Source organism: Streptomyces triculaminicus, from assembly GCF_017349075.1.
GTDB classification, from domain to species: Bacteria; Actinomycetota; Actinomycetes; order Streptomycetales; family Streptomycetaceae; genus Streptomyces; species Streptomyces triculaminicus.
On the sequence record NZ_JAFMOF010000002.1, the window covers coordinates 822139 to 841925 of the forward strand.

General features: G+C 72.3%; 14 protein-coding genes. 9 read left to right on the forward strand and 5 right to left on the reverse strand.

Features of this window, described 5'->3' with window-relative positions:
* Position 1: 1 nt before the first annotated feature.
* Positions 2-2845, forward strand: coding sequence for an NHLP bacteriocin export ABC transporter permease/ATPase subunit (locus tag J1792_RS13760; protein ID WP_207247339.1), 2844 nt, complete (start codon positions 2-4; stop codon positions 2843-2845).
* A gap of 19 nt (positions 2846-2864) precedes the next feature.
* On the opposite strand, the gene J1792_RS13765 is transcribed toward J1792_RS13760, so the two are convergent.
* The 4 genes from J1792_RS13765 to J1792_RS13775 form a co-directional block, all read right to left on the reverse strand.
* Positions 2865-3134, reverse strand: coding sequence for a hypothetical protein (locus J1792_RS13765; protein WP_207247340.1), 270 nt, complete (start codon positions 3132-3134; stop codon positions 2865-2867).
* Positions 3134-5350 (reverse strand): LamG-like jellyroll fold domain-containing protein, encoded by a 2217-nt coding sequence (locus J1792_RS34020; protein WP_242646126.1) that lies wholly within the window; start codon positions 5348-5350, stop codon positions 3134-3136. Before J1792_RS34020 ends, J1792_RS13765 begins: the two co-directional genes overlap by 1 nt.
* A 50-nt stretch (positions 5351-5400) precedes the next feature.
* A complete protein-coding gene (locus J1792_RS13770) occupies positions 5401-9675 on the reverse strand; it encodes a LamG-like jellyroll fold domain-containing protein (protein ID WP_207247341.1) in 4275 nt (1424 codons plus the stop codon).
* Between the two features lie 569 nt (positions 9676-10244).
* Positions 10245-10841, reverse strand: coding sequence for a cysteine hydrolase family protein (locus tag J1792_RS13775; protein WP_086572262.1), 597 nt, complete (start codon positions 10839-10841; stop codon positions 10245-10247).
* A 95-nt stretch (positions 10842-10936) separates the two neighbouring features.
* On the opposite strand from J1792_RS13775, the gene J1792_RS13780 reads away from it, so the two are divergent.
* The 8 genes from J1792_RS13780 (at position 10937) to J1792_RS13815 (ending at position 18744) form a co-directional block, all read left to right on the forward strand.
* Positions 10937-11950 carry a GlxA family transcriptional regulator gene (locus J1792_RS13780; RefSeq protein WP_207247342.1) on the forward strand — a complete coding sequence of 338 codons (1014 nt, stop codon included), beginning with the start codon at positions 10937-10939 and terminating at the stop codon, positions 11948-11950.
* A gap of 65 nt (positions 11951-12015) precedes the next feature.
* Positions 12016-12525, forward strand: coding sequence for an O-acetyl-ADP-ribose deacetylase (locus tag J1792_RS13785; protein WP_086572258.1), 510 nt, complete (start codon positions 12016-12018; stop codon positions 12523-12525).
* 265 nt (positions 12526-12790) lie between these two features.
* Positions 12791-15079, forward strand: a complete 2289-nt coding sequence (locus J1792_RS13790) for a sensor histidine kinase (RefSeq protein WP_242705100.1) — start codon at positions 12791-12793, stop codon at positions 15077-15079.
* Positions 15076-15480: a roadblock/LC7 domain-containing protein gene (locus tag J1792_RS13795; protein WP_086572254.1), complete on the forward strand. Its 405-nt coding sequence runs from the start codon at positions 15076-15078 to the stop codon at positions 15478-15480. Before J1792_RS13790 ends, J1792_RS13795 begins: the two co-directional genes overlap by 4 nt.
* The gene (locus J1792_RS13800) at positions 15480-15848 is read left to right on the forward strand and encodes a DUF742 domain-containing protein (protein WP_086572252.1); all 369 of its coding nucleotides are present in this window, start codon (positions 15480-15482) and stop codon (positions 15846-15848) included. Before J1792_RS13795 ends, J1792_RS13800 begins: the two co-directional genes overlap by 1 nt.
* Positions 15835-16425, forward strand: coding sequence for a GTP-binding protein (locus J1792_RS13805; RefSeq protein WP_086572250.1), 591 nt, complete (start codon positions 15835-15837; stop codon positions 16423-16425). The genes J1792_RS13800 and J1792_RS13805 overlap by 14 nt, the downstream gene beginning before the upstream one ends.
* A 129-nt stretch (positions 16426-16554) precedes the next feature.
* A complete protein-coding gene (locus tag J1792_RS13810) occupies positions 16555-17808 on the forward strand; it encodes a serine hydrolase domain-containing protein (RefSeq protein ID WP_086572248.1) in 1254 nt (417 codons plus the stop codon).
* 18 nt (positions 17809-17826) lie between these two features.
* Positions 17827-18744, forward strand: coding sequence for a GNAT family N-acetyltransferase (locus J1792_RS13815; RefSeq protein WP_143587751.1), 918 nt, complete (start codon positions 17827-17829; stop codon positions 18742-18744).
* Positions 18745-18766: 22 nt separating this feature from the next.
* On the opposite strand, the gene J1792_RS13820 is transcribed toward J1792_RS13815, so the two are convergent.
* Complete coding sequence (locus J1792_RS13820) at positions 18767-19660, reverse strand: YwqG family protein (RefSeq protein WP_207247343.1); 894 nt, start codon at positions 19658-19660, stop codon at positions 18767-18769.
* Between the last annotated feature and the right edge of the window lie 127 nt (positions 19661-19787).

Genomic DNA, 19787 nt, shown 5'->3' on the forward strand with positions numbered 1-19787 from the left:
CGTGACGACCTCCCACCAGACCTACGTCGCCCCCGACCCGGTCGTCGCCGCCCTGGGCTCCCTCGGCTCGGCGGTCGACTGCACGGGCCTGCGCAGCCTGTCCCTGGAGGGCCCGCTCGTCCTGTGGCTCGTCGTGGACGGCGAGCTGGACCTGTTCGCCGTCGACGCCGCGCAGGAGGGCCACTGGCACTTCCTGGGCCGGCTCCAGGCGGGCACTTTGCTGCTCGGCCCGGCCGACGGCCCCGCGCACACGCTCGTCGGACGGCCCCTGCAGGGCTGCCTGCTGCGCCGCGTCGAGCTGCGCGAGCTGTACCGCCCGGAGCACGACGGCCAGTGGTACGCCGAGCAGGGGCAGTACGGGCCCGCCGGCGCGACGCTCAGCCCGCTGGAAGACGCCTTCGCGCTCGGCGTCGGCCGGGGCCTGCGCGTCCTCTACCAGGCGCCGCTGGACGGCCGTGCGGCCACCGGGCCGGGCGGGGCCGACGACGACGTCCTGTGGATGCAGATCACGCCGGGCAGCGTGCAGTACGGCGCCCTCTACGAGGGATACGGCGACCACACCGCCGGCACCCTGCTGATCGACGCGGCGATGTGGCAGGGCATGATCGACCAGCAGTACCGGCTGCTGTACGCCCTGGACGGCTGGATCGAGCAGCTGGAACGCGCCCACGAGGACCGCACGGCGGCCGGCATCGAGGCCGGCGAGGCCGCCCGGGACCGGGCGGACCGGACGCTGCTGGCCTCCATCGGCCGCCCCGGCGGCGGACCGCGCCGGGGCGCGGGCGACGACGCGACGTTCGCCGCCTTCCGCCTGGTCGCCGACGCGGCCGGCATCGCCGTGACCGAACCGGCCGACGCCGGTGCCGCCTCCGCGCGGACGGACCCCCTCGAGCGCATCGCGCTCGCCTCCCGGATCCGCACCCGTACCGTCGCCCTCGGCGGCCGCTGGTGGCGCGAGAACCTCGGGCCCCTGGTGGGCCGGCGCGAGGAGGACGGGGCGCCGGTCGCCCTGCTGTGGCGGCGCGGCCGGTACGAGGCCGTCGACCCCGCCACCGGCACCCGCGAGCGCGTCGGCAAGGCCAACGAGGCCGCCTTCGCGCCGCACGCCGTCATGCTCTACCGCCCGCTGCCCCCCGGGAACGTGGGCCTGCTGCGGCTGCTGCGCTTCAGCGCGCGCGGCACCGGAGGGGACCTGCGCGGCATCGCCGTGGGCGGACTCGTCGCCGTCGCCCTGGGCGCGCTCGTGCCCATCGCCACCGGCCGGGTGCTCGGCACGTACGTACCCCGTGCCGAGAACGGGCTCATCGTGCAGACCACCATGGCGCTCATCGCCACCGGCGTCGTCTCGGCCGCCTTCATGCTGCTGCAGAACATCTCCGTCCTGCGCGTCGAGGGCCGGATCGAGGCCACCGTGCAGCCCGCCGTGTGGGACCGGCTGCTGCGGCTGCCGACGTCGTTCTTCGCCGGCCGCTCCACCGGCGAGCTGGCGGCCGCGGCCATGGGCGTCAGCTCCATCCGCCACATGCTGTCCGGCATCGGCCCGGTGGTCCTCCAGGCGGGCGCGGTCGGCACGGTCAACCTCGTCCTGCTGCTCGTGTACAGCGTGCCGCTGGCGATGACGGCCCTTGCCATGCTGCTCGTCGTCGCCGTCGTCTTCCTCGGGCTCGGGCTGTGGCAGCTGCGCTGGCAGCGGCAGCTGATCACGCTCGGCAACAAGCTCGACAACCAGGCCTTCCAGACCCTGCGCGGGCTGCCCAAGCTGCGCGTGGCCGCGGCCGAGAGCTTCGCCTACGCGGCCTGGGCCCGGGAGTTCGCCCGCACCCGCGAGCTGCAGCAGCGCATCGGCCGGGTCAAGAACGCCGTCACCGTGCTCAACGCCGTCTATCTGCCGCTGTGCACGCTGGTGATGTTCATGCTGCTGGCCGGCCCCGCCCGGGGCAGCATGTCCGCCGACGCGTTCCTCACCTTCAGCACCGCCGTGACGATGATGCTGTCCTCGGTCACCCAGCTGACCGGCGCCCTCCTCTCGGCGGCCGCCGTGCAACCGATGTTCGAACAGATCAAGCCGGTCCTGCGGGAGCCCACCGAGGTCCCCGGCTCCAGCGTCCAGCCCGGCGAACTGAGCGGCGCCCTCGAGGCCAAGGGCCTGTCCTACCGCTACACCGACGACGGCCCCCTGGTGCTCGACGACGTGTCGTTCGAGATACGGCCGGGGGAGTTCGTGGCGATCGTCGGGGCCAGCGGCTGCGGCAAGTCGACCCTGCTGCGGCTGCTCATCGGCTTCGACAGGCCGGTCTCCGGCAGCGTCCTCTACGACGGCCAGGACCTGGCGGCGCTCGACCGGGCGGCCGTGCGCCGTCAGTGCGGCGTCGTCCTGCAGAACGCCCAGCCCTTCTCCGGCTCGATCCTCGACTGCATTCGCGGCGCCGGGACGTACTCGCTGGAGGAGGCGTGGGAGGCGGCCGCGATGGCGGGCCTGGCCGAGGACGTCAAGGCCATGCCCATGGGCATGCACACCGTGCTCTCCGACGGCGGGGGCACCGTCTCGGGCGGCCAGCGCCAGCGGCTGATGATCGCCCAGGCCCTCGTCCGCAAGCCGCGCGTCCTTTTCTTCGACGAGGCCACCAGCGCGCTGGACAACGAGGCCCAGCGCGTGGTCATCGAGTCCACCCGCGCCCTGCGCGCCACGCGCGTCGTGATCGCCCACCGGCTGTCCACGATCATGGACGCCGACCGGGTGATCGTCATGGCGGACGGACGGGTGGTCCAGCAGGGGCCGCCCGGCCGGCTGCTCGCCGAGCCGGGCGGCCTCTTCCACGAGCTGGTCCGGCGCCAGCTCGGCTGAACCGGACGGTGTGCCCGCATCACCCCTCGACGCCGTAGTACTGCGCGAGGAAGCCGATCACCTGATCCGCATGCGGAACCAGTTCCGGCAGGTGCGCGGCCAGGGCGGCGCGCACGGCGGCGGAGAGCTCGGCAGCCGAGGTGGCCGCGCCCTTGACGTAGGGGTCGAGGCGGCGGACGAGCTCGTAGTTGCTCTCCACGTCCAGCTGCCGCATCGCCTGCTCCAGGGGCGCGGCGCCGGCGGCGGCGAGCGGCGGCAGGAGCCGGCTGACGAAGGTGACGCGGTGCATCACCTGCCAGCACGGCGGCTTGCGGTCCGCCTGGCGGGCCTGGCGCAGGGCGGCGGCGTTGGGGCGGTGCCGTCCAGCCAGGCCGGGTCGACGACCTTGTGGAAGAAGGTGTCGAAGTGCTCGGTGTCCTCGCCGAGATAGAAGCTGAGGAACCGGTACGCGTCCACCTTGCCCGGGGCGTTGACCGGCTTGCCGTCGGCGTCGAAGACCGGCTTGCGGCCCGCGTCGTACTGCTGGACGTTGCCGGACGGCGCGCAGGTGACGTTCAGCCCGAAGGAGCGCGTCGCCTCCTTGCCCCGCGCGGTGTCGCCGCCGATCGCGCCGCCCAGGACGCGGCCCGCGCGCTCGGCGGTGGGGTCGGGCGTGTGGGTCTCGGTGGAGACGGACTCGTAGTAGCCCCGCAGCCGCTGCTGCTCGCGCTGGATGCGCCGCTTGATGGCGTAGGCCTCGCGCGGCTTGTAGTAGCTGTACTCGCCGTGGTCGCGGGCGCCGGCGTAGTCGGGGTCGAGGACCTTGCCGTGCTCGTCGTAGCCGACCGCGCCGTCGAGCGTGCCCTGCTTGGTATAGCGGGGGTTGAGGGGGAAGGGGATGACGTTCCAGTCCTTGGGGACGTCGGGGTTGGGCTGGATGCGATAGGCGACCAGGGCCCCGGAGTGCGCGATCCGCAGCGCGAAGACGTCGGCGGTCTGGGACTGGACGACGGCGAAGCCGGTGTTGACGGGCACATAGCGGCGCCCGAGGGACGGGTTGAGGGGCCTGAGCGGGTCCTCCCAGCTGCCCGAGAGGTCGACCTTCATGGCACGGGCGGTGTTCTCGCCCTGCGAGACGGCGGTCTCCTCGGCCCAGCTGTTGGAGAACTCCAGGCTGCCCCGGACGCCCGCCGACACCTTCGCCTTCACCATCGACTTGGCGACGCCGAAGCCGAGCGGTGCGCTGATCATCCACATGTCGACGTCGACCTCGTTGGAGAGGGCGAAGCCGAACGCCGCGTCGACGCTGCGTTCCTTGGCCGACGACAGCGAGTGGACGACCTCCTCCGCCTGCCTGAGCTCCACCGACGCGACGCTGTCGTACGTCGCGCGGTCCGGGTCGATCGTGTTGGGCGTGAGGTTCTCCGACGGCACCGGCGGCGCGCCCTCGACGTAGCCGACCAACTGCGGGTCGAACTGCACCTGGCTGACCCATTCGCTGACCAGATCACCGACCTTGTAGCCGGTGACCAGGTGCCAGCGCCCGTCCCGCAGGTAGCCGTACGCCCGCTTCAGGACGCCGAACGCCTCGCCCTTGGCGGTGTACTGCATGTCCGCGTACTCGGCGACGGCCGGCGAGCCCGTGACCGTCTCGTGGAAGGGGGTCCGCATCGCGGCGAGCGCCGAGCGGACCTGGGCGGTGTCGGTGGAGACCGGCGCGGTGGAGAGCACGGCGGCGGGGCGCGCGTCACCGTCCTTCAGCGTCAGGTGGTTGCCGCGCAGTCCCTCGTCCCGCACGAGATCGGCAGCCTCGTCGGTGGAGGCCCGGTCGAACGGCCAGTAGGCGATCAGATCCTCCTTCTCGCCCTTGAGCCGGCTGAAGAGGTTGTCGAGGACCTGCTCCTGGGTGCGGGCGGTGCGCCAGATCCGCACGTCCTCAAGGACGCCGTGGAAGACCTGGTCCGGCCGGCCGCCCTCCTTCGTCCGGGCGCCCAGGGAGAGCTGGGCGTCGCCGTAGTCGGCGAAGTCCGGTGAGTCCAGCGGGTCGCAGGCCACCGAGACGCCGTTGCGGTAGAGCCGGAAGGCGCTGCCGCGCGGGTCGGGGTTGCGGGTCCAGCGGGCGCCGCGCAGCCGCAGGGCGTGCGAGCCGGTGGTGTCGGCGGCGGTGTTGCCCGCGTTCTCCTCGAACCGCCAGTGCGCGGTCAGGCCCCGGTCGCGCGCCGAGACGGGTGCGCCGGGCTGGGCGGCGTCGCGCGCCGCGCCCCACAGCCGGACCTCGGCGATCACACCGGAGAAGCCGTGCGTCTCCAGGCCCTCGCGTGCGCGGCCGATGTCGAGGGTGCCGGTGTCGCCCTTGGGGCCCGGGCCCTCGTAGCGGGCGGTACCGGCCTCGCGGCCGTCGATGTGGAAGCGGATGTCCTGCCATTCCTGGACGGCGACGGACTCCACCAGCTCGACCGTCTGCTTGCCGGCCTTGCCGTCCGCCCCGACGGCGGTGATCTCCTTGTTGCCCTTGCGCTCCTGCATCGACCGGCCGCCCTTACGGACGACACCGATCCGGTGAAACGTTCCGGCGGTCAGGGCCTCGGTGGAGGCGAGGCGTACGAGCCGACCGTCCGGCTCCTCGAAGGCGAACTCCAGCTTGCCGTCGGGCAGGACGAGCAGCCGGTACGGGACGCTGCCGCCGGAGCCGTCGGCGGCACGGCCCTTGGACAGCAGGCCCTGGGTGCCGCCGAGGGCGTCGACGCGGCAGAAGACCTCGACCGTGAGGTCGTCGAGGATGTCGAGGGCGTCGTTGTCGGGCGCGTCGAGGTAGGCGCCGTCGGTGAGCGCGACGGCCCAGGATTGCTCGTAGGCGGCCGCGAGGTGCGCCCACTCGTGCGGGGGGAAGGAGTCGCGGGTGGCCACCAGCCGGTCGCCGACCCCGGCGACGACGCGGTACGCCGGTCCGCCGCCCGGTCGAGCGCGGCGGGCGCGGTCGCGGTGGTGACGCCACCGCGGAGGTAGACGTGCCGGCCCTGGCCCGAGCGGTCCAGGACGCCCGGCTTGCCGCCGACTCGGGCGGCCGGGTCGGTGTACGGCCAGTAGCCCATGAGCCCGGGCTCCTTGCCGGACAGCCGACGGTTCCTCAGCTCCCGGACCTCCGCGAGGGTGCGGGCGGTGCCCCAGAGCCTGACCTCGTCCATTTCGACCGCTGCGTAGTCGGCCACCCAGCCGGCGAAGGAGCTGCCGAAGCTGAAGAGGCCGTCTCCCTGGTAGGTGCCCGCCGCGACGCGCCTGGCCTCCTCGGCGCCGTCCTTGTAGATCACCTGTTCCCGGGTGGTCGCGTCGAAGGAACAGGCCCAGTGGTGCCAGTCGGTGTCGTCGTTGCCGTAGTTGGTGGTGACGTCGTCACCGTAGAACCCGAACCTGAAGGCACTGGTCTCGGTCAAACCGATGTGCAGGGCGTTCCTCGTGCTGCCGCGCGACGTCCCGTGGCCGACGACGTACTGCGCCCTGCCGTTCCACTTCGTGGTGCGGCGCGCCCAGAACTCCACAGTGAACGACTGGCCGGCGAGGCTGAAGCCGTTCTCGGTCATGGCCACGCCGCTCTTGCCGTCGAAGTCCAGGGCGGGCACGACGGGGGCGTCCGGGGCGAACAGCCCCAGCGTGTACGGGGCCTCGCCGGTGCCGGCGTGGACGATCCTGGCCGCGCCGGACACCTGCTCGGGGTTGATCCACGCCTCCAGGGTCAGGTCGCGGGTCACCGCGGCCCTGTCCAGCTGCTCCTTCGGCAGGGAGAGGACGTTCTGCTGCCCGTCGAAGGAGTAGGCCCGGCCCGGTTTGTCCGCGCGCCAGCGGCAGCCGTGCCCGGCGACCAGGCCGGACACCTCGCCGAGCGGGACCTCGTGTGCCGTACCCGGGTCGGCGAGCACCAGTCGCGAGCCCGCGGACAGCGGGACGCCGGGGCGGCTGGAGGCGGCCCGGCGGTGGTCGTAGCGCAGCCGCTGGACCGCCTCACCGGGCCGGGGCTCGGGTCCGCCCTCGCCGTCACCCAGGCGGAGCGAGGTGGCCCCCGGCGCGTGACCGGCCTCCGTGAGGTAGAGATGGCCGCCGACCGTGACGGGCGTACGGGCGGGAAGCGGAACCGTGAGGGCCTCGGCGAGCCGGAGGACGCCACCGACGACGTCGCCGGCCTTGCCCCCGGACAGGAGTCGCGTGGTCGCGTCGAACGACTTCACCGTACCCACCGTGACGGGCTCCTCCGGTGCCCCGTTGACGATCGCGGCGAAGTCGGCGGCGCCGCGCGGCAGCCCCTTCCAGGTCTCGCTCTCCTCGCCCCGCTCGACGGTCACATCGCACAGACCGGGCCCGTCGCCTTCCGTGACCCGGACCCGTACCGCGCCCAGGTCGGTGCCGGAGTCGCGGGCGGCGAAGGTGAGGCCCGTGCCGTCGCCCGCCGTCAGCCGCCGGGAGGAGCGCACGACGGAGGTGTCGTAGTAGGCGGCGAAGAACTGCCCGTTGGAGCCGCGGAAGTACAGCACGACGTTTCCGGTGGCGCTGTCCAGCAGGTACGGCCGGTCGGCCGAGCGGGCGAAGGCCAGCAGGGCGCCGGAGCAGCTCAGACCGGTGCGGTCGAGGAAGAGCTGCGGCATGGGCAGCGCGATGTCGTCCGCACCCTTGAGACCGCCGGTGAGGCGGGCGAGCTCGTCGCGCTTGGCCGCCAGTTCGGCCTGGTGGGCCGAGATCTCCCGCTGCCGCCGCTCCAGCAGCTCGCGCTGGGGGCGGAGTTCGGCGAGCTGGGCGTCGGGGGACTCGACGCGCCTGCCCGCATCGCGGATGTCGGAATGCCCGAACTCGTGGAGTGCGACCCGCTCGAGGACGATCAGTCCTTCGCCGGACTCGGTGACCGTGGCGGTGTCGTACTGGACGACGCGGTCGCCGAGCCGGTCGGGGGCGCAGACCGCCTTCCCGCTGTACCGGTTGACGACGGTGCTGTAGCCGTCGCTCCGCTCGGCTATGTGGAAGTGGGTGTTCCAGGCGCCGGCGTTCCGTGACCACACGATCAGGGGCGCGTCGTCGTCCCGGCGCTCACCGGCGACGTTCATGTCCTTGCCGGTGTGCGGATTGTGCAGGTGGTAGGGCGTGGGGCCGCTCCAGGACGCCCCCGGGGGAATCAGGACGGCCCACAGCGCCGACTTCGCCTCCTTGTCGGAGGTCCTGATCAGCGGTGGTTCGCTCCCGGCACCGTCGTCCTTCACGGCCAGGTACTGCGGCTTGCCGTCCCGGGTGTTCTTGAAGCGGAGTCGGCATGTCCAGCCGGCGATGTCCTGCCACCGGGTGTAGAAGCCCTCGCGCAGCCGCTCCAGCTCCGGTACGTCGGCGGTCTTCCGGGTGAGGTCGGCGACCTCGGCCTCCTTGGCCGTGATGTCCCCGACCAGCTCCCGGATCCGGCCGTCCAGCTCGCTGATCGCCTCGATGTCCGCGCTGCCCTCCGGCGCGGCGAGCACCGGCAGGTCCAGCTCGTCCGGCACCTGCGCGAGGCGCCCGTCGCGCCCGACGCCGAAGTCGACCGTGGCCAGGTACGACTCCTCGGTCCCCGCACCGGTCCTCGGGTCGGGCCCGGAGGCGGCGTACGACAGCAGGACGCGGGCCTGGCGCTTGGCGGGCCTGGGCTCCTTGTCGTAGCCCGTGGTGGTCGCTTCCTGCTGGTGGTAGAGGACGGCGGACAGGCCGGAGACGGCCTTCCGGCCGGCCACCGCGAAGCTGTCCCGGCGGACACCGGGGTGGTCGCCGATGGGTGCTTCGGAAATCACCCACTTCGGGCCGCCGACGAGTTCGCCATGGCGGGCGTGGTCGGTCTGGTCGTGCAGCCGGGTGCCGGCGCCCTGGTGGAGGGCGCGGCCCAGCAGCAGGGCGCCGGTGCCGGTGTAGTCGCCGCCGGTGGTGCGGCTGCCGGCCTCCTCGCCGTCGCGGTAGATGGTCTGCCTGCGGGCCTTGTGGTCGTGGACGCAGGCCCGGTGGTGCCAGGCGGTGTCCACGGCCGGGGCGTCGGCGTTGAGGTCGTCGGCGTAGAACGCGAAGGTGAAGCGGTCGTCCTCGCGGAAGCCGATGTGCAGGGACTTGAGGGGGGCGCCGCCCTCGTCGCCATGGCCGACGAGGAACTCCTGGCGGCCCGACGCCGTGCGCCGCGCCCAGAACTCGACGGTGAAGTCCCGGCCGGCGAGCTCCGGCCCCTCGGCGACGCGCACATGGGCATCGCCCTCGCCGAAGGCCAGCGCGGTCTCGGCGTGCCCCTCCGTGCTCACCACCGGTACGAGCGGCTGCCCGGTGAACGGACAGGTGCCGGGCCCACTCTCGTACACCGCGTCGCGGTACGCGGGATCGGGGCTGGTCCACGCCTGGGTGCCCTGGAGGTTGAACAGCCCGTCGCGGCCCTGCTCGACGTTGAAGGAGTCGATGCGGCCGGTGGCGTCGTTGTGCGCGAAGATCTGCCAGCGCTGCTGCCCGTGCACGGCGGTGGGGACGAGCAGCGCGGCGAAGCGCCCGCCGGAGAGGTTCCGTACGAACGACAGCTCCTGGGTCGGCTCGCGGAAGGGGCGGCCTTCCATGTCCGTCGTGCCCAGGCTGTCCTTGGCCGAGTCGGGGCGGTTCTTGTGCCGGCTGCGGCGGTAGCGGGCCTCGAGGACCGGCTTCAGCTCACCGCCCACCAGCAGGAAGCGGTCGCACAGCAGGGTGTCCGCGACGAGCGGCACCTTCGCGCCGGCGGCGTCCTGGGCGTAGTCGGTGCGGTCCGGGTCGCCGGAGGAGGCGCCGCCGGTCAGCTTGTGGACGGCGTCGGGGTGATCGGCGCCCACGGACTGGCGCAGCACCACGATGTGGGTGCCGTCGGACAGCGCGTGGAAGGGGGCGAGGGCGGTGAGCCGGGCCGCTGCCGCCGTGCTTGACGGTCGGCAGGGCGGTGGCGCCGACGGCCGCGAAGCCCACGTCGGTGATCTCGGAGGGGAAGCGGAGTGCGAGGGGGTTCTCCGACCAGTAGGCGGCGTCCAGTTCGCCCTTGCTCTCGTCGTGCCGCGCCGGATCGAGGACGGTGTAGACGAGCCGCCGCTGCTCGTCCATGGCCAGCGCCACCGTGGTGCCCTGGTGCCGCACGGTGGTGGTGTGGACATAGGGGCGGTCGCTGTACACCTTCAGTAAGTGCTGCTCGCCGGACAAAACCTCTCCTCTGGAACGACGTGCGGGAGCCGAGGGAAACCCCTCTGACCTGCGCCGCTCTCGCCCAGCGAGCGCGGCGATCACACGACTTACCGGTGCGAATTCCGCGTCAAGGAGCGGTTTTCGCCACCGGGTCCGGAAATAGGGAGCCCGTCGGCGGCGAGGGTGTCCCGCCCGGCCGCGCGGCCGGGAGGAGCGGCGCTCCTCCCGGGCCGCCGCGTGCCGCTCAGCCCTTGGCGGCCTCGACCAGCTCCGCCGTCGGGACGATCTCGGCGAACCCGCCGCCCTGGAGGTTGACCGCGGTGGCGTAGGCCAGCTCCCGGGCGGTGAGCCGGTACCCCTCCGGGCCCCGCAGGTCGAAGGTGTGGGTGGCGTCCAGCGCGAACAGCACCTCGTAGCCGAGGTTGCCGCCCATGCGGGCCGTGGTCTCCGCGCACATGTTGGTCTGGATGCCGGTGACGACGAACTGCCGTACGCCCTGCGCCTCGAACCACTCGCCCAGGTCCGGCGTGCCGTAGAAGGCCGAGTTGACCGTCTTCGTCACGAACAGCTCCGGGCCCTCGCCCCGGCCCCGGCGCTCCTCGACGAAGTCCTTGAGGTCGTTGCCCTCCTGGCCGGGGCGCAGCGGCGAGCCGGGCTTGGCGGAGTCATGGCGTACGAACACCACCGGCCGGCCGGTCGCCTGCCAGGCGTCGATCAGCGCCGCGATGTTCGCCTCCGCCTCGGGGTTGTCCCTGGGGCCCCAGTGCTCCGCCTCGTCGAAGCCCTTCTGTACGTCGATGACGATCAGTGCCGCGTTGCCGTGAATCTCTCGCTTGTTCATGACCACGATCCTGCCGTCGGCGGGAGCGCCCGGACAGTGGCAGGACTGCCGGGGTTCGATGGCTTTCTGCCACCCCGTCGGGGCATACTCCGTGCATGACGTCGATGCCGCCCTACCGCGTAGCCCTGCTCGCCTTCCCCAACATCCGGGCCTTCGACGTCTCGGTCATCACCGAGGTGTGGGGCACGGACCGCACCGACCGCGGCGTGCCGCCCTTCGAGCTGCGCCGCTGCGCCGCCGACCGCGCACCGGTCCCCATGCCCGGCGGCCTCAGCCTCGCCCCCGACCGCACGCTCGCCTGGCTCGACCGCGCCGACCTCGTGATCGTCCCCGGCCTGGTGGACCCGCTGCTGCCCGTCCCGCCCCCGGTGCTCGACGCCCTGCGGCGCGCCCACGCACGCGGCGTGCCGGTCGCCGCCCTGTGCGCCGGCGCGTTCGCCCTCGCCCAGGCCGGGCTCCTCGACGGCCACCGCGCGATCACCCACTGGACCCTCACGGACCTGCTGCGACGGCAGCACCCCAGGGTGAGCGTCGTGCCCGACGCCCTCTTCATCGACGCCTCGGCGGACGCAGGCGCCGACGCCGCGCCCGGAGCGCCTCTCTGGACGTCGGCCGGCACCGCCGCCGGCATCGACCTCTGCCTGCATCTCGTGCGCACCCACCACGGCGCCGAGACCGCCGCCACCATCGCCCGCTCGATGGTCACCGCGCCCTTCCGCACCGGCACCCAGGCGCAGTTCATCGAGCGCCCCGCCGCCGTCCGCGACCGCGACGCCGACGCCCTGGCCGGCGTGCGCGAGTACGCCCTGCGCCACCTCCACGAGCCGCTGACCGTTGGCGCGCTGGCGGCCCGGGCCGGCATGTCCGCCCGCTCCTTCGCCCGTCACTTCACCGCGACCACCGGCGTCACCCCCGCCCGCTGGCTCCTCGACCAGCGCCTGGCCGCCGCCCAGCGGCTCCTGGAGCGCACCGGCCTCGCCATGCCCGAGATCGCCCGGCGCGCGGGCTTCGGCAGCGAGGTGACCATGCGCCAGCACTTCGCCGCCCGGCTGTCCACCAGCCCGCGCGACTACCGCGCCGCGTTCTCCCCGTCGTACTCCGGCTCGTAGCCGGTTCAGGACGCGCCCGTCGACCATCACGGCCCGGCCGGACGCCGGTGCCCGACAATGACCCCATGGTCCACATCACCTTCGTCCAGGGCGACATCACCCGGCAGCAGGCCGACGCCATCGTCAACGCGGCGAACTCCTCGCTCCTCGGCGGCGGTGGCGTCGACGGCGCCATCCACCGCGCCGGCGGCCCCGCGATCCTCGACGCCTGCCGCGACCTGCGCGCCTCCCACTACGGCAAGGGCCTGCCGACCGGCCGCGCCGTCGTCACCCCCGCCGGCCGCCTCGCCGCCCGCTGGGTCGTCCACACCGTGGGCCCGGTGTACAGCGCGGACGAGGACCGCTCCGAGCTGCTGGCGTCCTGCTACCGCGAGTCGCTGCGGGTGGCGGACGAACTGGGGGCGAGGACCGTCGCGTTCCCGGCCATCTCCACCGGCATCTACCGCTGGCCGATGGACGACGCGGCGCGCATCGCGGTGGCGACGGTGCGGGAGGCGGAGACGGCGGTGGAGGAGGTCCGCTTCGTCCTCTTCGACGAGCGGGCGTACGAGGCCTTCGCGTCGCAGGCGAGCTGACGCACCTCTCCGCTGCGCGTCCTGCCGACCTCGGCGTGCAATCCGCTCGATCTACGGGCGCAGTCGACAATCGCCGCAACCAGCGATGAATCCCCCTTGAGTGCCTCTATCAATCCTGTGCGTCAACCTCAACCGCTGTTCCTGGAATTGGCTGGTTATGATCGGCATCCAGTGCGAGATGGCCGGCTGTGTTTGACGAGGACTGATGACTCCCACAGGATCCGAAGGCCCGGGCGAGCCGGTACGAAGAAGCCGACGACGGCCCGTGCGCCTGCGTACCTTGCTCGTCTGGCTCGCGGTGGTGCCCACCGTGGCGATGGGCGTCCAGGTTCTCATCAGCTCCGACCGTTCGGTGCAGGAGGCCCGGCACCTGCGCAAGGACGTGGTGGCCGGCCGGCAGACCGGCGTGCCCCTGTACCGGCTCATGACCACACTGCAGGCCGAGCGCGCGATCACCGCCGCGTGGTGGTCGGGCATGCCCGTCCCCGGCTCCGATCTGCGTGAGCGTCGGACCGACACCGACCGGGCCGTGGCCGTGTTCCTGAAGTCGCCGGACCCCGACCAGCTCCATTCCGACCGGGCGAAGGACCGCCTCCGCGACGTCGAGCGGCGACTGGCCGACCTGGGCGCCCAGCGCGAACGCGCCGACGCACGCCACGGCAGCCCGGACGAATCCGTCGACTACTACACCGACGTGATCAGCGGAACGATCCGTTGCTATGGAGACTTCAACCACGTCGACGACGGCGGGCTCAGGCAGGAGGCGACATCACTCGTGGCCCTGTTCTCGGCAGCGGAGGTGGTGGCGCGCGAGAACGCCATCCTCGCGCTGTCGGGCCCCTCCGGAAAGCTGACGTCCGCCAGGTTCGGTGAATTCGTCGAAGCTGTCGGCGCGAGCGACTACTTGTACGACACGGTCACCCTCGATCTGCCTCTTGACGACCAGGACGCCCTGCAGCGGATTCTCACCTCGAACGCCTGGCAGACCAAGTCCCGCATCGAGAACGTGATCGTCTCCGAGCACCGGGACGTCTCTTCCGGCGTCGTGCTGCCGTCGGACGTCAGTGACTGGCGGGCGGCCTACAGCACCTTTTCCGCCCAGTTGAACACCCTCGACGAGAGCGAGCTGAAGGAGCTGCTCGCCCACTCCGACGACCGGGCGGCGGAGCTGGAGAACCAGGTCGTCCTGCTGGTGGCCGCAAGCGGTGCCGCCCTCCTGCTGGTCGTCGCCGTCGTGGTCTTCACCACGCGTTCGGTCCTGCGCCGCCTGCGCTCTCTCCACGACCGCACGGTGGCGATCGCCGAGGAGACCCTCCCGGACGTCGTGGACCGCCTCCAGCGCGGAGAGACCGTCGGCACCGACGCACTGCCGCGGCCGCGGGGCGAGCAGGACGAGGTCGGACGGGTCAGCGACGCCTTCGCCCGCGTCGTCGCCGTATCCGTCGAGGGACACCGGAAGCTCGCCGACGAGCGACAGGGCTTCAGCGTGTTCGCCTCCGGTATCGCCGCACGGACCGGCAACCTGGTCAGCCGTCAGCTCGCCCTCACCGAGCACATCCAGGACACCTTCGGTCAGGACGAGGCACTCCTCGCCGAGCTCATGAGCTCCGATCAGCTCACGGTGGGCATGCGGCGGCAGATCGAGAACCTGCTCATCCTGGCGGGTGGCGAGATCTCCGACCCGCACATGGAGCCCATGCGCATCGCCGACCTGCTGCGGGAGGCGGCCGCCGAGGTCGAGGACTTCCGGCGCATCGACCGGCACGCCATGGACGAGACCAGCGTGGAGGCCGGCGTGATCAGTCAGCTCAGCCACCTCCTGGCAGAGCTGCTGGACAACGCCACGCGCTTCTCCCCGCCGACGGCGAGGGTCGCCATCCGGTCCGAACTGGTCGGTGACGGCCTCTGCATCGAGATCGAGGACCGTGGCCCGCGGGTGACCGCCGAGAAGTACGAGGAGATGAACGGCCGGCTGCACTCGGCCCCGCCGTACTCCGTGCTGGCCCGGAACGCGCAACGGCTCGGCCTCTTCGTGGTCGGCAACCTCGCCGACCAGCTCGGGGCGACGGTCACGCTGCGCCGGTCGGCGTTCGGTGGAACGTCCGCCGTAGTGATCGTCCCAGGCGAGCACCTCGTGCCGGCCCAGGAGAGCACCGCGGCGCCCCGGCCGGCGAAGGAGCCCTCGCCCGTACCGCAGCCCGCCGAGGAGCGGCGGCCGAAGCTCGTCGCGCGGCAGCCGACCGGTGATCCGGCCGACGACCCCGCCCCCGACGCGTCGGGACTGCCGCGCCGCCCGCGGAAGGAGCAGGTGCGGCAGGCCGCGAACACGGCGCCGGAGACACCGCCCCCGTCCGGCTCCGGGGACGCCCCCGGCCGCCCGGCTCTCCCCGAGCGCGTCCCCCAGACCCACATGACCCAGCGGCTCCGCGAGCCGCGTACGGCCGAACCCGTCGGCCAGGACGCCGCCACGCCCGAAGAGGTGGCCGACGCCTGGGCGGACTACGAAGACAGCACCAGGCAAGCGGAACTCGAGCTCCGACAGGACCAGTCATGACAACGACACAGAACGATGCGATCTACAGCATCCTGGACAACAACCTGAGCAGGATCGCGGGGATGCAGGGAGCCGTCCTGCTCTCCAACGACGGGATCAAGCTCAGCGCCTACATGCTGGAGCGGGACCAGGCCGAACGGGTGGCCGCGGCGGCCTCCGGTATCGCGTCCACCATGAAGGCCATCTCGCGGGAGATCGACGGCGGCGGAGTGATCCGCCAGCTCGTCGAGATGGACGACCGGTACCTGTGCATCGTGGGGTGCGGATCGGGCAGCACGCTGATCGTGGTGGCCTCCCGCAAGGCACGGCTCGGAGAGCTGGGCGGCGAGACGGTCCGCGCCGCGCAGGCGCTCGGAGAGTGGCTGGACACCCCCGAACGCTCCCAGGCGCCCACGTCGTAATGGCGGCCGCCCCCCAGCCCGGACGGCGGCGCCGGACGCGGCTGTACGCCCTCACCGATGGGCGCACGGCCGCATCCCGGCATGGTCTGACGATGGACACCCTGATCACGGCGACCGATGACGCCGGCCACGGTCACGGCAGCCTGCCCACGGAGTGGCAGGAGATCCTCGCCATGTGCCCGGCGCCGAACGGCCGGGCGGTCGCCGAGATCGCCGCCCGGATGCGGATGCGTCTGACTCCCATGGTGGTCCTGCTCGGCGAGCTGCTGGAGCGCGGCCTGATCCGCCACCGGCCGCCGCTGGACGCCTCCGAGACCTCCAATGTCCACCTGCTCATGAAAATCAGGGACAACCTTGCCCGCCTATGACACCGCCGCACCGGAAGCGTCCCCCGTCAAGATCCTCATAGCCGGGGGCTTCGGAGTCGGCAAGACGACTCTGGTCGAAGCGATCTCCGAGATCGATCCGCTGCGCACCGAGGAGCGGCTGACGTCCGCGGGCGTCGGGGTCGACGACCTCGACGGCATCGAGAGCAAGACGGCGACCACGGTCGCGCTGGACTTCGGCCGCATCACCCTCACCGACGCCGGAGTGGTCCTGTACCTCTTCGGCACACCGGGCCAGGAACGCTTCTGGTTCATGTGGGACGACCTGCTGCTCGGGGCGCTCGGGGCGATCGTCCTGGTCGACACCCGGAGGCTGGACCGCAGCTTCGCCGCCATCGACTTCTTCGAGAGCCGCGGCCTGCCGTTCATCGTCGGCGCGAACTGCTTCAACGGCGAGCAGTCGTACAGCACCGAGGAGATCAGGGCGGCCCTGCACCTGAGGGATCCGGAAACCCCCGTCCTCCTGCTCGACGTCCGCTCCCGGGAGGACGTCCGCGGCTGCCTGCTCGCGCTGCTGGACCGGCTCCTGGCCCAGGCGCGCGTCACCGCGCCCGTCTGACCGCGGACGGCGGGCCCGGTCGCACGAGCAGCCGACCGGCGAATGGCCCGCGTGGGGGAACCGGCTTACGATTCGTGTGGGTTTCTTCGGATTTCCTCCGATTTCTTCCTCAACGGTTGGAGTCAGCCCATGACGCATTCGTGCATACGGTTGCGCAGGGGGGCCGTGACCACCGTGGCGGTGGGGATGCTCGCGGGAGGGGCAGCGGCCGCGGCGCCGACGTCTGTTCCCGTCGCCGTCGGCACCGCCGCACCACCCGCGCCGCCCCCTTCCGCCCCGGCACCCGGGGGCGATTTCCGGGAGCTCACCCCCGCCGTGGTGCAGCAGCTCGACGAGGCCGTGCAGCGGGTCATGCGGGAAGCCGGCGTACCCGGGGTGAGCGTGGGGCTGTGGACGCCCGACAAGGGGCGCTACGTGCGGTCGTTCGGGGTCGCCGACAAGAGCAGTGGCCAGAGGATGACGCCGGACCTGTACACGCGGATCGGCAGCGAGACCAAGACGTTCACCGTGACCGCGCTCCTGAAGCTCGTCGACCAGGGCGTGGTGGGCCTGGACGACCCGATCGGCAAGTACGTCGAGGGCGTACCCAACGGGGACAGAATCACACTGCGCCAGCTGGCGGGGATGCGCAGCGGGCTCTTCAACTACTCCGAGGACGAGGACTTCTACAAGGCGCTGACGTCCGATCCACGGCGTCCGTTCACGCCCCGGCAGCTGCTCGACTACTCCTTCAAGCACCCCGTGCTGTTCTCGCCGGGCGAGAAGTTCTCCTACTGCAACACCAACCTCATCCTGCTCGGCCTGGTCATCGAGAAGGCCGGTGGCGCTCCGCTCGGGGAGTTCATCCGGAAGAACGTTCTCGCCCCCGCCGGTCTGAACGACACGCTCTTCCCGGTCGGCGCGGAGTTCCCGGCACCGCACGCGCGGGGGTACACCGACCAGACCGCGAGCGGGCAGGTCGAGGACGCCACCGACTGGAATCCCTCCTGGGGCTGGGCGGCCGGCGCGATGATCTCCGATCTGCAGGATCTGCGGACATGGGCGCCCACGGTCGCCACGGGCGTCCTCCCCAACGGCCGGACCCTGATCAGCCCCGCCACGCAGAAGCAGCGGCTCACCATGGAGTCCACAGCGCTCCCGGGCGTCGGGTACGGCCTCGGCATCTTCAACGTCCAGGGCTGGATCGGGCACAACGGTTCGCTGCCGGGCTACGAGTCGCTGACCGTCTACCTGCCGGCGACGCGGGCGACCCTCGTCGTGGTGCTGAACACCGACATCGACCATGACGGCGCGGAACCCAGCACGCTCTTCGGCGAGGCCATCACGAAGATCGTCACGCCGGGGCACGTCTTCGACCTGCCCGCGCAGCCCGCGGCGAGGTGACGTCGTTACGCTGCACTGATGCGCACAACAGACGACGTGGCCCCGTCCTTGACGTTCGAGCCGTGGCCGGATGACGAGGAGATGGCGAGCGCGGTGCTGGCCGCGCTGGGGCCCGCGGGCGACATGGCGGTGAGCCAGGGCCGGCTTCTCCTGCGAGGCGACCTGGACGGCGACGTCCCGTGCCGCGCACGAGTGGTCCGCGACAGCGCGACGGGGGAGCCGGCGGGGGTCGTGGGCTTCCGCCGCCTGCCCGGCCTCCTCGAGGAACGCCTGGTGTGGGCACACGTCGAGATCGTCCCGCGGCTGCGGGAGCGCGGCCTGGGCTCGGCCGCTCTGGCCCATCTGACGCGGATGATGAGCGACATGGGGCTGAGCCCGTGGGGCAAGGCCGTCACCGGCTCCCCGGCGCACCGCTGGATGACCGATCGCGGTTTCCACCACCAGCGCCGCATACGAACGTTCCGGGTCCGCCCGCAGGCGATCGCCCCCGTCGAGCACGGCTACGCGATCGAGTGGCACGAGGGACCCACCTGGGCACCGGACGACGTCATGCAGGCCTGGTGGGACTGGATCGACGCCCGGAACTGGCCGCATCCCACGCCGCCGACGCCGATGAGTCAGGAGCGCCGGGCCTTCCACTGCGAGAGCTACTCGCCTCTCGTGGCGGCCCGCCGCCCCGACGGCACCATCGCCGGCATCGGCTTCCTCGACGAATTCCCCGGCGACGACAGCGACCTCTCCGGTGGGCCCGTCGACCCTGCCGACCCCGACGGGCGCACCGTCGTCGCGGCCCTGCTGGCGGCGTGCGCGGAGCACCTGCCCGTACGGAGCCTCCTGCTCGAACTCGGCGACGACGAAGGCGACGACGTCGTCTCCTTCGTCGCGGACCACGCCGTGGACGTCCTGGACGACACGGTCGCCTGCGCGAGGCTCTGACCGGCGGGGCGCGGCCCGCCCGTCAGCCGCACTGCCAGGTGAACATCGCGCGGTCGAAGCGGCGTTCGGCGAGGTCCTGGGGGCGTATGAGCCAGTAGAGGGAACCGAGGTCGCCCCACATCATCCCGGCGTCGTCGTCCGAGCCGAACTGGGCGAGCAGCACCCAGCGCAGGGCCTCCTCCGGGATCCGCGGGTCGTTCCACGGCGGGCCGCCCAGCACGCCATGGGCGACCTCGGTCTCCACCTCGTCCTGGTCGGGGCTCGCGTGGCCGCCGATCTGGTGCAGGCACCCGGGGTGGTCCTCCATGGCCTCCTGGAAGTCCTCGCCCCACAGCGGGTGGTCGTCGGGCATCGGCTCGAACTCCCCGTAGACCACCGGATGCCAGGGATACGGCGCCGTCGTCTCCACCCATGTCGTCAGCGGCACGTGGCGGTAGGGCCGGAGCCCCTCCGGCGCCGCCCGCTCGGTGACGGGAACGCCCGCCGGTACGTACAGGACGCGCGCTCCCGCCCAGCTGTCGGGGTCACGGGGATGGACCATCGCGCGGCCGTCGTCCGGCTGCCCGTCGAAATAGAAGAAGGCCAGCGTGCCGTCCTTCGGCAGGGCGATGTCGAGGGCGTCGGAAGGGAGCAGGGCGCAGTCGACCGAGGCGATGAAGGAGAGCGGACCGTGCCCCTCCCACACCGGCCACTCCTGGTCCTCCGGCAGCTCCGGCAGGCCGCCGAGCCGGCCGACGACGGACCTCGGACCCGGCTGCGCGTCCGCGTCAGTGGCCGCCTCCGCCTCGGCGTCCGTGGCCGTGGCGTTGGCCAGGGCCAGGCCAGGCCGCAGCAGGCCGATCCACCGCGCGGCGATCTCGGCGGGCAGGTGCTCGTGGGCGAGCGTGTGGAGCGCGTCGGCGGTGTCCTGTGTCATGGCGACCATGATGCACGGGGCCACTGACAACGGGCCGCCCGCGTGGGCGTATCTGCCGGCTGGTACGTAACGCGGGAACCGGCCGTCACGTTATCCGCGCGGCGGGGGCGACCGGACCGGCCACCGG

Bases quoted from the DNA above. Each gene is read 5' to 3' on its own strand.
- J1792_RS13765 (WP_207247340.1), bottom strand. From the start codon at position 3,134: ATGCACCGCGTCACCTTCGTCAGCCGGCTCCTGCCGCCGCTCGCCGCC.
- J1792_RS34020 (WP_242646126.1), bottom strand. From the start codon at position 5,350: ATGCAGGAGCGCAAGGGCAACAAGGAGATCACCGCCGTCGGGGCGGAC.
- J1792_RS13775 (WP_086572262.1), bottom strand. From the start codon at position 10,841: ATGAACAAGCGAGAGATTCACGGCAACGCGGCACTGATCGTCATCGAC.
- J1792_RS13780 (WP_207247342.1), top strand. From the start codon at position 10,937: ATGACGTCGATGCCGCCCTACCGCGTAGCCCTGCTCGCCTTCCCCAAC.
- J1792_RS13785 (WP_086572258.1), top strand. From the start codon at position 12,016: ATGGTCCACATCACCTTCGTCCAGGGCGACATCACCCGGCAGCAGGCC.
- J1792_RS13795 (WP_086572254.1), top strand. From the start codon at position 15,076: ATGACAACGACACAGAACGATGCGATCTACAGCATCCTGGACAACAAC.
- J1792_RS13800 (WP_086572252.1), top strand. From the start codon at position 15,480: ATGGCGGCCGCCCCCCAGCCCGGACGGCGGCGCCGGACGCGGCTGTAC.
- J1792_RS13810 (WP_086572248.1), top strand. From the start codon at position 16,555: ATGACGCATTCGTGCATACGGTTGCGCAGGGGGGCCGTGACCACCGTG.
- J1792_RS13815 (WP_143587751.1), top strand. From the start codon at position 17,827: ATGCGCACAACAGACGACGTGGCCCCGTCCTTGACGTTCGAGCCGTGG.
- J1792_RS13820 (WP_207247343.1), bottom strand. From the start codon at position 19,660: ATGACACAGGACACCGCCGACGCGCTCCACACGCTCGCCCACGAGCAC.